Source organism: Motilimonas thetidivivens, from assembly GCF_046452435.1.
GTDB lineage: Bacteria > Pseudomonadota > Gammaproteobacteria > Enterobacterales > CBDFNC01 > Motilimonas.
On record NZ_JBKFDK010000001.1, the window covers coordinates 271,806 to 284,984 of the forward strand.

The 13,179-nt window shown below is 43.8% G+C and carries 13 protein-coding genes; 10 read left to right on the forward strand and 3 right to left on the reverse strand.

Going from position 1 to position 13,179, the window contains the following annotated elements; all coding sequences use genetic code 11:
- Nucleotides 1–105 precede the first annotated feature (105 nt).
- Both ACK8OT_RS01350 and adk read left to right on the forward strand, forming a co-directional pair.
- Complete coding sequence (locus ACK8OT_RS01350; RefSeq protein ID WP_410194704.1) at nucleotides 106–2,172, forward strand: sensor domain-containing diguanylate cyclase; 2,067 nt, start codon at nucleotides 106–108, stop codon at nucleotides 2,170–2,172.
- A 118-nt stretch (nucleotides 2,173–2,290) separates the two neighbouring features.
- Complete coding sequence (gene adk, locus ACK8OT_RS01355; protein WP_410194705.1) at nucleotides 2,291–2,935, forward strand: adenylate kinase; 645 nt, start codon at nucleotides 2,291–2,293, stop codon at nucleotides 2,933–2,935.
- A 101-nt stretch (nucleotides 2,936–3,036) separates the two neighbouring features.
- Here adk and ACK8OT_RS01360 read toward each other — a convergent pair whose 3' ends face one another.
- Nucleotides 3,037–3,483, reverse strand: coding sequence for a hypothetical protein (locus ACK8OT_RS01360; protein WP_410194706.1), 447 nt, complete (start codon nucleotides 3,481–3,483; stop codon nucleotides 3,037–3,039).
- A gap of 218 nt (nucleotides 3,484–3,701) precedes the next feature.
- Here ACK8OT_RS01360 and ACK8OT_RS01365 point away from each other — a divergent pair, with 218 nt between their 5' ends.
- The 8 genes from ACK8OT_RS01365 to ACK8OT_RS01400 all read left to right on the forward strand — a co-directional run bounded on the left by ACK8OT_RS01365 (nucleotide 3,702) and on the right by ACK8OT_RS01400 (nucleotide 11,130).
- Entirely contained in the window at nucleotides 3,702–4,847 is a 1,146-nt protein-coding gene (locus ACK8OT_RS01365) for an SPFH domain-containing protein (RefSeq protein WP_410194707.1), read from the forward strand.
- A 13-nt stretch (nucleotides 4,848–4,860) separates the two neighbouring features.
- A complete protein-coding gene (locus ACK8OT_RS01370; protein ID WP_410194708.1) occupies nucleotides 4,861–5,943 on the forward strand; it encodes a TFIIB-type zinc ribbon-containing protein in 1,083 nt (360 codons plus the stop codon).
- A gap of 330 nt (nucleotides 5,944–6,273) precedes the next feature.
- On the forward strand, nucleotides 6,274–7,380 hold the full coding sequence (gene potA, locus ACK8OT_RS01375) for a spermidine/putrescine ABC transporter ATP-binding protein PotA (RefSeq protein ID WP_410194709.1): 1,107 nt from the start codon (nucleotides 6,274–6,276) through the stop codon (nucleotides 7,378–7,380).
- Nucleotides 7,364–8,236 carry a spermidine/putrescine ABC transporter permease PotB gene (gene potB / locus ACK8OT_RS01380; protein WP_410194710.1) on the forward strand — a complete coding sequence of 291 codons (873 nt, stop codon included), beginning with the start codon at nucleotides 7,364–7,366 and terminating at the stop codon, nucleotides 8,234–8,236. Before potA ends, potB begins: the two co-directional genes overlap by 17 nt.
- On the forward strand, nucleotides 8,220–8,990 hold the full coding sequence (potC, locus tag ACK8OT_RS01385) for a spermidine/putrescine ABC transporter permease PotC (protein ID WP_410194711.1): 771 nt from the start codon (nucleotides 8,220–8,222) through the stop codon (nucleotides 8,988–8,990). The genes potB and potC overlap by 17 nt, the downstream gene beginning before the upstream one ends.
- Before the next feature lie 47 nt (nucleotides 8,991–9,037).
- The gene (locus ACK8OT_RS01390; RefSeq protein WP_410194712.1) at nucleotides 9,038–10,069 is read left to right on the forward strand and encodes an extracellular solute-binding protein; all 1,032 of its coding nucleotides are present in this window, start codon (nucleotides 9,038–9,040) and stop codon (nucleotides 10,067–10,069) included.
- A 92-nt stretch (nucleotides 10,070–10,161) separates the two neighbouring features.
- On the forward strand, nucleotides 10,162–10,455 hold the full coding sequence (locus ACK8OT_RS01395) for a hypothetical protein (protein WP_410194713.1): 294 nt from the start codon (nucleotides 10,162–10,164) through the stop codon (nucleotides 10,453–10,455).
- Nucleotides 10,456–10,506: 51 nt separating this feature from the next.
- The gene (locus tag ACK8OT_RS01400; protein ID WP_410194714.1) at nucleotides 10,507–11,130 is read left to right on the forward strand and encodes a fumarylacetoacetate hydrolase family protein; all 624 of its coding nucleotides are present in this window, start codon (nucleotides 10,507–10,509) and stop codon (nucleotides 11,128–11,130) included.
- Here ACK8OT_RS01400 and ACK8OT_RS01405 read toward each other — a convergent pair.
- Both ACK8OT_RS01405 and ACK8OT_RS01410 read right to left on the reverse strand, forming a co-directional pair.
- Nucleotides 11,127–11,540 (reverse strand): BLUF domain-containing protein, encoded by a 414-nt coding sequence (locus ACK8OT_RS01405; protein ID WP_410194715.1) that lies wholly within the window; start codon nucleotides 11,538–11,540, stop codon nucleotides 11,127–11,129. The genes ACK8OT_RS01400 and ACK8OT_RS01405 overlap by 4 nt on opposite strands.
- A gap of 199 nt (nucleotides 11,541–11,739) precedes the next feature.
- Entirely contained in the window at nucleotides 11,740–13,095 is a 1,356-nt protein-coding gene (locus ACK8OT_RS01410; protein WP_410194716.1) for a DEAD/DEAH box helicase, read from the reverse strand.
- Between the last annotated feature and the right edge of the window lie 84 nt (nucleotides 13,096–13,179).

A 13,179-nucleotide genomic window follows, 5' to 3' on the forward strand; every position in this document is an offset into this window, starting at 1 on the left:
GCATTAGGGATTTTGCCAGATGTGTTAGACTTATGAGAAATTAACAATTGAGCACGGATGCGCTTTGATGTTTGTTATACAAACCCTGAGATGGAAACCCACGCTATGCAAATGAGGCTACCAGTATTTGCTGTATTACTGATATTTGCCGTTGCCATCATTCCAGCTTGTTTGGTTGCTGTGTTGCAATACAAACAGACTTATCAAGTAATTGAAAAGTCAGCTCAAGCTAATATGGCCTTGCATGCAAAACTTGCTAATGAAAAGATAAGCAATCATATCGCCTCGCTGACCCTTAGTCTGAGTTATTTTGCCAAAGAAAAAGGACAGGAGGATATAAAGCAAAGCTCAATCCGCTTGACCAACAATGCCCTCAGGCAATTTTCGAACACTTACAGTGGCATCGATTCACTTTATATTATTGATTCAGCAGGGGCGGTTATAACTGGGATTGGGGCTAGCATTGAAGATGTCAAAAAAGCCAATTTCTATGCACAACTAAAACAACTGAATGTGCCCGCAACTCAAAGTGGTTTCATTCATATCAGTGATGGCAAATTGTTCCCAAATTCAATCACTCCTTACGGTTTAGGAATTGTGACCCCAATACTGAAAACGGGTGATGAAGTGCAAGGCTACTTAGTGGCCTTGATTGCCAATGAAAACCTAAGTCAGATTTTGCGCTCAGTGATTCCTGAATACAATGTCGCGTTCTACTTAGATGATAAATGGATCGGGGGCGAGTATTGGAGCGATCCTAACGGTTATAATTTCTATGAGTTTAGCCTTGCCCTTAAACCCAAAGGTTTTGGTAATTCCTATTCATTAACGGTGAAATTAGCCGAGCCAACCGAGCGTTTAGGCAATGAAGTCGAAACTGTGGTGGCGCCAATTATTAGCACCCAGCTTATTTTGATTGGTATCTTACTTATCTTAACCTTGATATTTGCCCACCTTACTTCCAAGACACTCGGGCGCTTAAATAATCTTATTCGAGACTTTCAATCTGATGCTAATACCCCGCAGCGTTACAGCTTTTTCATTATAGAATTTGGCCAAGTGTTTAAAATGTTTAGTGAGATGAAACGCACAATTGGCCAGCAGGTAATTCATTTAAAAAAGAAAAATGATGAGTTGATCAATGCTGACAAGCTCAGGCAAGAATACGTAAATAAGGTAGAAGAGCTTAACCGCGAGCTAGAAGATAAGGTATATCAACGCACCGCAGAGCTAGAGCATACCTTGCACTTGGTTAAAGAAGGTAATGAAGTACTTGAGCGAGTCATTATGTATCGACGTGCATTGCAAAATGTAAGTTCAAATGAAGAAATTGCCATTTTAACCCTAGAAAACCTTGAGCGAACCATCGACCATTTACAATTTGCCATTTACCTAACCCAAGGACGAGGTAATGGTGAAATTAAATTGCAGTCTACGGCGGCAAATTTTGAACTAGACGCGATGCTAGATGAAATAGCACAGTTAGGTGATGAAGCCTGGCATCAAGGGGTCAGCTCGCTGGAAAATGGCATTCCGGTGCTCAGATTAGGCAGTATCAAGCAACCCATAGGGTGGCTTGCTGTAGATAAAATGCCAGCGATGGAATACTCACAATGGTTGTTGTTATTTAGCAAAGAGCTAAGTAGTTTCCTTGAGATCCGCGCGTTAACACAAGAGTTAGATTATTTGGCCAGTACTGACAGTCTAACGGGGTTGGGTAATCGCAAAGCGTTTGATGATGATATGCTGGCGTTTGAAACCCAACTAGATGCTGAAGTTGGTCTGTTTATTATTGATGTCAATGGCTTAAAACAAGTGAACGACATCAAAGGCCACGAAGTTGGCGACAAATTGCTGATAAAGGTAGCTGAATTTATTCGTCAGTGCGCGCAAGGGATCACTGAACGTTGCTATCGGTTAGGTGGTGATGAATATGCAATTATCCTTAGTAATGAACAGTTACAATTGAGCCAACAGTTATACCGTCGTTTACTCAAAGAGCAAGCGAAAGTGGACTTTGCCTTTGATGTGTTAGGTGGGTATGACAAGTTCAGTTGTAGTATTGGCTATGCCTCAACCGAAAATACCATATTTCCAATGCTTTACAGTGTTGCTGATCAGAATATGTACAGCGTTAAGAAAGATCACTACAAGCACATGAGACAAAGCTAGAGGTGATCACAAAGTTGCAAAAATCCACATAAACTTGAGAAATCCTAGGTAGCAGTGTAAATTGCTGCTTCCAAATTTAAAAAATCATAGATAAGCACAATCATTAGGGGAGTTATTTATGCGCATTATTCTTTTAGGCGCGCCAGGAGCAGGCAAGGGTACACAAGCACAATTCATTATGGAAAAGTACAACATTCCGCAAATTTCTACCGGTGATATGTTACGTGCAGCAATTAAAGCGGGTACCGAGCTTGGTTTGAAAGCAAAAGAAGTAATGGATGCCGGACAGCTAGTATCTGATGACCTGATCATCGGTTTAGTAAAAGAGCGTGTCGCGCAAGATGACTGTAAAGCGGGTTTTCTTTTAGACGGTTTCCCACGCACCATCCCACAAGCCAATGCCATGAAAGAAAACGGCATTGATGTTGATTTCACTTTAGAATTTGATGTGCCTGATGAAGAAATCGTTAAGCGCATGAGTGGTCGTCGCGTTCATCCTGGCTCAGGCCGCGTTTATCACGTTGTTTATAATCCACCAAAAGTGGAAGGTAAGGACGATGTAACGGGTGAAGACTTAGCTATTCGTCCAGACGATGTGGAAGAAACAGTACGCAAGCGTTTAGCGATTTACCACGAGCAAACTAAGCCGCTAGTGGACTTTTACACCAAAGACGCTGAAGCAGGCTTGAGTAAATACTATAAGCTTGACGGTACACAAGCTGTTGATGTTATCAGCCAAGAGTTAGCTGCTATCCTAGGTTAATTGCAACTCGAGCTGTATTCACCAAAAAGCCTCCAATTTGGAGGCTTTTTTTTGACCAAGAGGCAAGCTGGTGGCAAATGAAGTCGCCGTATATTTTAGCGTTAGTGAAGCACACGCGTCTTAGTGATTTTGGTCATGTCTTTATGATCGAGTAAAATCGCGCTGCCCATGCCCATCTTGGCCGCCTGCTTTAACGTCTTCAAACTGGTGCCTTGTAAACCTTCAATATCACATACCACCAAACGAGTATGAATAGACTCAAGTGCGAGCTCTAAACAGCGCGCTTTGCTGCGTGTTTTACTCGAGCGAACAATCAGTATCTTCCGACAGTCCACGCCCTGCGCATTCAACAAGGTGCAATCTAACTGCGCGGGTGGATCGATAAACACCAGCCAACCAGAAAGTTGACTGTGATATGCCAGCTTATTGACTAAATCTAGGGAAGCGCAAGATAGCTCAGCTGTTTCAGCCGTACTTATGGCATCTGAGTTCAAATGCATTGATATAGGGTTAATACGGTCATAAATAGTTGAAATAGCGTGCTGCATGTTCAAAGTCCTGTTTAAAAATACATACTGTATAAATCAACAGTATTCTGTTTTCGATTTAAGATCAAGTCAAACGTGCAAAAAAAATACAGTTATGGTGTTGCAAGTGAGCTGTTCACTTTGATGTTTGTAACGTGACAATATGGAGTAGATGCGCTGGCTTAACTGCGGTAATCTAAGAGACTATTTTGATGATTTTATGATTATTAGGTGGTGTTATGGGATTGTTTGATAAGATATTTGGCGAGTTTATTGACATAGTTGAGTGGCTTGATGCCTCTCATCACACCATGATCTACCGTTTTGAACGCTATCAAAATGAGCTAAAAAATGGCGCTAAGCTCATCGTCAGAGAGTCTCAAGTTGCCGTGTTTATTGAGCAAGGCAAAATTGCCGACGTTTTTAGCCCTGGCACCTACACCTTAACCACCGAAAACTTGCCTATCTTAAGTACATTGCGCGGCTGGAAGCATGGCTTTAACAGCCCTTTCAAGGCTGAAATCTACTTCGTTAGCACCAAGCAGTTTACCGATTTAAAGTGGGGGACTAAAAATCCGATCACGCTGCGCGATCCCGAGTTTGGCCCTTGTCGTTTAAGAGCATTTGGTACCTATTGTATTCGTATTAGTGATCCCTGTGTTTTTATCAAGGAAATTGCCGGTACTGATGGTCAATTTAGTACCGATGAAATTTCCCATCAGCTACGTAATTTAATTATTACCTTTTTCAGTGATGCCCTAGGCGAAGCAAATATACCCGTGTTGGACTTGGCGGCAAACTATCATGAGTTAGGCTCATTGATCCGCTCGCCTTTAGATCAGCAGTGCCAACAATATGGCCTTACTCTGACTACCTTTTTAATTGAGAACATCTCGTTACCGCCTGAAGTCGAACAGGCACTGGATAAGCGCACCAGTATGGGCATTATCGGCGATCTAGGTAAGTTCACTCAGTTTCAGGCTGCGCAAAGTATGGAAGCGGCAGCAGCCAATCCGGCGGGCGGCGCTAGCGAAGGCATTGGACTGGGTGTTGGCATGGCCATGGCCAATCAAATGGCGAATCAAATGGCTAGCCAATTGGCAAACCAAACCCAAACAACAACAGCTCAAATGCCGTTAACGCAAAATACAGCGCCATCAACACCTCCGCCATTACCCGCAACTGAGATGTATCATGTGGGTCTTGATGGCAAAAGTGCAGGGCCATTTGATTTGACCCAATTGGGTGAACTAATTAGGCAAGGTCAGGTCAATGCTGCAACCTTACTGTGGCAACCCGGCATGAGTGATTGGCAGGCTGCAGGCCAAATACCTCAGGTACAGTCAATGTTACAGCAAACACCGCCACCGTTACCTAAGCAATAATATGGAAGTCGTCATGCAGCAAACTTGCAGTTGTCAGCAGTGTGGCGCCCAGTTGCACTTTGAAGTCACGGCGCAGGGGTTAATTTGTCCTTATTGCCAGCATCAGCAAGACATAAAACAATCTCAGCAGCCTGTGCTGGAGCAAAACCTCATTGCTGCTTTAGAGCAACAAAGCCAAGTGGCGGCTGCTGAGCCCATTCATGGTTTTGACTGTAAACAATGCGGTGGTTATAACCAGATCCAAGCCTATCAATCAGCGGGGCATTGCGTATATTGCAATGCGCCCTACGTTTTAGATCAAGTTCAATCTATCGAGCATCTTACTCCTCAAGCCTTACTGCCTTTTTCCATCAGCCAAGAGACTGCACAGCGTGAGGTGAAAAAATGGTTACATGGCTTATGGTTTGCACCGACAGGCTTAAACAGGCTCGCCAAGGTTAACGATAAACTCAAAGGTATCTATTACCCTTTTTGGACTTTTGACGCTAACAGCGCTACCTATTATGAAGGTCAAAGAGGTACCCATTACTACACCAATGAAACTTACACCACGACCGAAAACGGCAAATCGGTGACCCGTACCCGGCGTGTACAACATACCCGCTGGGAAAATGTATCAGGTCGAATAGAAAATAGCTTTGATGATGTATTGGTGGCGGCAAATACCGCCTTACCAGAAGCCAAACTCGATGCTTTATCACCTTGGTTACTTGATCGTTTGGTTCCTTACGACAAGGATTACCTGCGCGGTTATGTGGCCCAAAGCTACAATGTGCCGTTAAAGCGGGGCTTTGAAAATGCCAAGCAAGCAATGGCAAATGAAATTCGCCGCACAATTTGTTATCAAATCGGTGGCGATGATCAACGAGTGACGAATATGCAGCCTCGCTATTTTGATTTGAGCTACAAATACATCTTATTACCGATTTGGTTAGGTGTGTTTCGTTATAACAGAAAGTCGTATCAAATCTTGGTTAACGCTCGAACCGGAGAAGTACAAGGTGAAAGACCGTATAGCTGGCCGAAAATACTGCTGGCTGTGATTTCAGCTAGTACAATTGCTTATGGTATGTGGCGGTTTTTCTCTGGCACTTAATATTGATTGTTAAGCTTATGAAAAATAAGTAGAAAAAAGATATTTTTCGTTTTGTGCATATATTTGTTGTGTTAATCCCATTTCCAGTTTAAATTTCGCGAAAATCAGCGCCGTGCAAACGTGCTGCTTGATGCCAATCTGAGGCATTAACTCAGGGCAAAATAACGTAAAAACCAGCTAAGGATAAAACGGCCTTGGCTAACATTTGGGCGCTTTCCCGCTCCAAATGAATGTGACAAATTGCCATTCTTGAGGTGGGTGCACTTCAAGGTTATTTTGACAGCCAATGTAGTGGACTACAACTTTGGCTACCCAATTGGAATGAAGACTGTGACAGAGTATCAACCTCTTTTGCAACTCTCTGGGGTCAGTAAAACGTTTGCCGACAATACGGTGCTCGACGCGTTAGATCTCACTATTTATGATGGTGAGTTTCTCACCCTTTTAGGCCCATCTGGCTGTGGTAAAACCACGGTGTTGCGCATTATTGCAGGCTTTGAGCAAGAAGACTGCGGCAGCGTAATGCTAGATCAGCAAAACATTGCCGTATTAAAAGCCGAGCAACGCCCAGTTAATACCGTATTTCAAAGCTATGCCTTGTTCCCGCATATGTCGGTCTATGACAATGTGGCCTTTGGTCTGAAAATGCACAAGGTACCTAAAGCTGAAATTGGCCCAAGGGTTAATGAAGCTTTGCGCATGGTGCGTTTAGAAAGCTTTGCTAATCGTAAACCCAGCCAGCTTTCTGGCGGTCAACAGCAACGTGTGGCAATTGCCCGTGCGGTGGTTAATCGTCCGCGTCTGTTGCTATTGGATGAATCATTAAGTGCCCTTGACTATAAACTACGTCAAGAGATGCAAATTGAGCTAAAACGCTTGCAGCGCCAGCTCAACATTACCTTTGTTTATGTTACCCATGATCAGGAAGAAGCCTTGTCTATGTCTGATCGTATCGTGGTATTAAACAAGGGTAAGGTGCAACAAATCGGCACACCGCGTGAGATTTATGAAAACCCCGCCAACCTATTTGTAGCGCGCTTCATTGGTGAAATTAACCAGTTTGATGGTCATGTGGTGCGTCGTATTGATGCCGATCATGTTGAAGTGATCGCCGAAGGGGCTGATTGGGTGGTAAAAACAGATTACCCCTTCTTGGCAAACGATAAGGTTCACGTCTTGTTACGCCCAGAAGATGTGCGTTTGACCAAGCCTGAGCTTGCTCAAGATACCGTGCATGTAGAAGGCCACATTTACGAGTGTAACTACAAAGGTAAAACACTGGACTCATACATACGTCTTGAATCTGGAACTAAGGTGATTGCCAGTGAGTTCTTCGATGAAGACGATCCTGATTTTGATTATCGCCTAGAGCAAAAAGTTGCCTTGCAATGGACGACAGGTTGGGAAGTGGTATTGCCTTATGAAGATGCAGTTTAATCACTTTAAGTTTTGGTCAATTGGTTTAGCCACCAGTTGGCTGGCGCTATTTGTTTTAGTGCCAAGCTTAATGGTTCTAGTGACCAGCTTTTTAACCCGAGATGCCGACTTTCTAGTTCAGTTCGAGTTTAGCTTAGATGGCTGGCGCAGTGTATTTGATCCTAGCTTTGCCAGCTTACTTTGGGATTCACTGTCCATGTCATTGATCACGGCGGCCATCTGTTTAGCCATCGCGTATCCGTTTGTGATGTGTTTAATGAGCTTTCCCAGTAAATGGCGACCGATCATCCTATTTCTATTGATCGTGCCATTTTGGACTAACTCCTTGGTCCGGATCTATGCAATGCAATATATGCTGGGTAAAAAGGGATTAATTAACAGTGCATTACTCGAGATAGGCTTGATAGATAAGCCGCTAGACTTGCTCTATACCCAAGTCGCGGTGATTTTTGGCTTAAGCTATATTTTGCTGCCATTTATGATTTTGCCTATCTATTCGGCAATGGAAAAACTCGACTTGCGGTTATTAGATGCGGCTAAAGATCTCGGCGCCAATGCGTTTCAGCGCTTAGTGCGGATCACCTTGCCTCTGACATTGCCGGGGATAGTAGCCGGTAGTTTGATGGTTATTTTACCCGCTATGGGCATGTTCTTTGTCGCTGACTTATTAGGTGGCTCGAAACACGCGCTATTAGGGAACGTCATCAAAAACCAATTTATTCAAACGCGAGATTGGCCGTTTGGGGCCGCCTTGAGTGTGTTAATGATCGTGCTATTGACCTTTATGCTTTGGTTATATTATCGCGCCACTAAATTGTCGGCCCGTAAGGGAGGCATAGATGACTCGGATTTTTAAACTCGGTTTTGTTGGCCTAGTGCTGCTTTATGTCTACAGCCCAATCATGGTGTTGATTGTAAACTCGGTGAACGCATCGCGTTACGGCAACAAGTGGCAAGGCTTTACCTTTAAATGGTACGACAAGTTATTTGATAACGATGCCCTGATGCAAGCGGCATGGCATTCACTTGTTGTGGGCGTCACCAGTGCGACAGCAGCAACTATCATTGGCACTCTAGCGGCGGTGGCGCTGCAGCGGTATCGTTTTTACGGCAAAGGTGCCATGTCATCACTTGTGTTTGTCAGTATGTTGACACCCGATATCGTGATGGCGATTGCGCTATTGATCTTGTTTATTACCTTAGGCATTGAGCTAGGTTACATCTCGTTATTGATAGCCCATATTACTTTTTGTTTGCCCTTTGTCATTATCAGCGTGTTTTCACGACTAAAAGGGCTAGATATGTCCGTCACTGAAGCGGCGCGAGATCTAGGCGCAAATGAGTGGCAAGTGTTTAGCAAAATTATCCTGCCTTTGATCCTGCCAGCGGTAGCGTCGGGTTGGTTACTCAGTTTCACTTTGTCGATAGATGATGTGATAGTCAGTGCCTTTGTCACAGGTCCGGGCTATGAAGTACTGCCATTAAAAGTGTACTCCATGGTGAGGGTCGGTGTGTCACCAGAGGTGAATGCCATTTCTACCTTGTTGTTTGTTGGCTCGGTAGTATTAATTGTTATTTCGCAGCTGTTACTTCGAATAAAACGCAAATGATTTTAACTCTTTGAAATCAATATTTTGTTAGTGAAAAGGAAAATCTAATGAAAAAATGGTTAACACTTACAGCGGCATCGCTGATGAGTTTTTCTGCACTATCTGCTGAAAAAGTAGTGTTATATAACTGGGCCGACTATCTTCCCGATACCGTGATCGAGCAGTTTACTAAAGAAACAGGCATCGAGGTTGAGGTAGCTACCTTTGATAGTAACGAGTCTATGTTCGCTAAGCTGCAGTTACTTAACGGTAAAGGCTATGATTTAACCATCCCAACCACGTTTTTCATCGAGCGTATGAAGCGTGCGGATTTGATCCAACCGATCGACAAATCTAAGCTAACAAACTTTGGTAACATTGAACCAAATCTATTAAATCAACCTTATGATCCCAATAACGAATACAGCATCCCATACCTATGGGGCAGTACGGCGATCACCGTAAACACAGACGAAATCGATCCTAAAACCATCACTAAATGGGCGGATCTATGGAAACCTGAGTTTAAGGGCCAGATTTTATTACTTGATGACGTACGTGACATTTTCCTAATGGCACTTAAGGTCAAAGGTTTTGAGAACAACACCCGTAACGAAGACGAAATTCGCCAAGCCTACGAGTTGTTAGTTGAACTACTGCCAAACGTAAAACTGTTCTTATCTGATTCACCAAAAGGCCCACTTATCCAAGGTAACGTGCCACTAGGTGTAATGTGGAACGGCGAAGCTTACATGGCGCAAGTTGAAATGGAAACGGTGGAGTACATTTACCCAGAAGAGGGTGCAACCCTTTGGGTAGACAGCTTTGTTATTCCAAAAGGTGCGGCTAACGTAGACGGCGCTCATAAGTTTATCGACTTTGTACTACGCCCAGAAATTGGCAAGATCATCATCGAAGAAATCGGTTACTCAACGCCAAACAAAGCAACCGTACCACTACTAAGTGAAGAGCTACGTAACAACCCTATGGTTGTTCCACCTGCTGAAGTATTACAAAAAGGCAGTTTCCACACCGACCTAGGTGAAGCTAATGCCATTTATGAAAAATACTGGCAGATGCTAAAGCAAAAGCAGTCTTAATTTGTTGCATTGTTAGCAATAAAAATCACTAAACCGGTCAATTGACCGGTTTTTTTATGCTGGGATTGAACGCTGTATAGCGGCGATAGTGAGTGCAGTTTAATGCAAAAGAGAACATGACGTTTGGGCAGGCTATAGGAAAACCATTAAATGATAGTGATTATCACTTGCGTTTAGGTGCGTATTATAAGTATATTGGATTCCCAATAAGTCTAACAAATCCAATTTACTTTATGAAAAAACGTGTGCAACTGTGGTTGCTGAAAAATCCTAAACTTGCCTTAGTCATTGGCACCTTCTATGGCGTATTGATCGCATGTGGTTTATTTTCCGTGATGATGGCCACGGTTGGTTTGATGTTAGCTTTTATACTACAACTCAGTTAATTGACGATTATGGCGCAAGTTTGCGGCCGTCGATGATTTCAAGGAGTCAGCATGAATACCGTTAAGTTCGCTAATAGCCAAATTACGCCCTCAAAATTGGTCTGTATCGGGCGTAATTATGTTGAGCATATTAAAGAGTTAGATAATGAAGTTCCAACTGAGCCGGTGATCTTTGTTAAACCCAATTCGGCCATCAGTGAACATTTGACGCTCGACTCGCAGGACGAGATTCACTATGAAGCTGAAATCACCTTTATGGTTAATAGTGACAAGTTAGTCGCGGTGGGTATCGGTTTTGATTTAACCAAGCGCGATATTCAAACTCAATTAAAAGCGAAAGGCTTGCCTTGGGAGCGAGCTAAAGCGTTTGATCGCTCTGCTGTCTTTAGCGAAATTGTGCCTTTTGATGGTGATCCTGCTGGGCTAAGTTTACAACTGCATATTAATGAGCAGCTAACTCAGTTTGCAAGCTATGACTTGATGATCTATAAACCTCACCAACTGCTTGAAAATATTCAACAGTTTATGACCTTGAATGATGGCGACCTGCTGTTAACGGGCACCCCAAAAGGGGTGGGTAAGCTTAAATTAGGCGATGTATTTACGGCAAAACTTTATCACCAGCAACAGTTGCTTGTTAGTGGGCAATGGCGTGTTTTGCCTGCAAATACCTAACGGGCTGCGTCTTGTAAACTGATGAGTAAGGCTAACGCGCTCTTACTTGATAAGGTATAAGGGTCAAACGTTGCATGGGCGCAATATTTAAATAGCTGTGCTTTAGTCAATTTTGTTTCAGGCACATAAGCCATCGCCCAATCACCAAATGCGCGTTGTTCGATATTGTCATAACTTAAAATCAAGGCGTCACAGTGGCGCTGATCTTTCACTATGGTGTTATAGGTTTGGTTTACCTGCTCGCGACTGCCTTCGAGGCATTGCAAAAAGTAATGTTTACAAAACAGCAACATACCTGAAATACCATGACGCTGATTATGCTCTCTTGAAGCGTTCAGTATGGCTTCAATGTCATCACTTGAAAGACTTTCACTGTGTCGACTAATGTAGACTAAGCGATAGAGGTTCATTTATTCATCCTTTTGCTGGGGGAACCATGACGTTGTCAAACGAGAAATCAAGCTCAGCGCTTAGATGAGTCTCGCTATTACTAGTCTAGACAATAAATTGATCTAACAAGCTCTATTCTTGTGCGCAATCAGGAGGAAAAGGGCGCTGGGTTGCTAGAGGGCTCGCCTAGGCACAAACACAGGCGAGCAACACTCTGATTTAGCTGTATTTACCACTCAGCCAAGGGTTATCAGCTTGGTTAGACTGGGTATCTGCCTTACTCGCTGCAGGACGCTTGCTCTTTGACTGCTTGTTTGTATCTTTAGCCTGTTTAGTTGCGCCAGAAGATGACTTGGCGGCAGGCTTTGATTTTGACGCTGGCTTTGGTTTAGGCTGTGGTTTTGTCTTTGGCTGATAATTCAAAATTGAAATAGGCACGGCTTTATTTGGCGCAAACCCTTCAATTTCTTTACGCTCTAGCAAATGACCTAAGCGACTTTCAATCGCGCATAGATTACGAAAATCATCTTTTGATACAAATGAAATCGCTTCACCAACATTACCTGCGCGCCCCGTACGGCCTATGCGATGGATATATTCATCTGCTTGATCGGGAAGATCATAATTGACAACGCGAGTCAGCTCTTGGATATCAATGCCGCGCGAGGCAACGCCCGTTGCTATTAAGAATTGCACCTTACCTGTTTTAAAATCTGCCAGTAGCTGTTCACGCGCCGCTTGGCTACGGCCGCTGTGAAATGCTTCGGCACTTATCTCTCGTTTCGCCAATTGGCTGACTAATTTGGCGGCGCCATGTTTAGTTTGAATAAAAATCAGTGCTTGTTGCCAATTGTGCTCCTTAATCAAGTGGCTAAGCAGGGCAGACTTTTTGTCTTTATCGACCGTCGTCAGCCATTGATTAATCGATGCGGCACTGGCTTGGTGTTGGTCTATGGCGATTTCCAACGGATCATGGATCGCGGTTTTGGCCAAAAATCGCACTTGAGGCGATAAGGTGGCGGAGAACAGCAAATTTTGTCGCTCATCGGGCAAGCGGGTAATGATCTTATTTATCGCTTCAATAAAGCCCATGTCTAACATGCGGTCGGCTTCATCGAGTACTAATACCGAAACCTGATCAAAATGGACCGCCCGTTGGCCGTACAAATCAAGCAGTCGCCCTGGCGTGGCAACCAAAATATCAACCCCTTCAATTAAGCGTTGCTTTTGCGGGGCTATGTCCACGCCGCCATACATGGCCATAGAGCGTACCGATAGGTATTTACCGTATTTTGCTATGCTGGCTTCGACTTGGATTGCTAATTCGCGGGTTGGGGTTAAAATCAGCGCGCGAATACGCTTAGGTCGGATCGGGGGTAAGTCTTTAAATTGCTGCAGCAGCGGCAACACAAAGCTGGCGGTTTTACCTGTGCCAGTTTGCGCCCCAGCAAGAATGTCTTTACCGGCCAAAATAGCAGGAATAGCTTGCTGCTGGATAGGCGTTGGCGCGGGGTAATTTAGTTCGCTAATGGCGTTTAATATTGGGCTACTTAATCCCAGTTTTGAAAAAGGCATGGTGCTCTCAAACGATAGATAAAATGCAAACAGCGCAACTTATTGAATAAGTATAACCGTGTTGGGCGCAGTATATCAGAAACC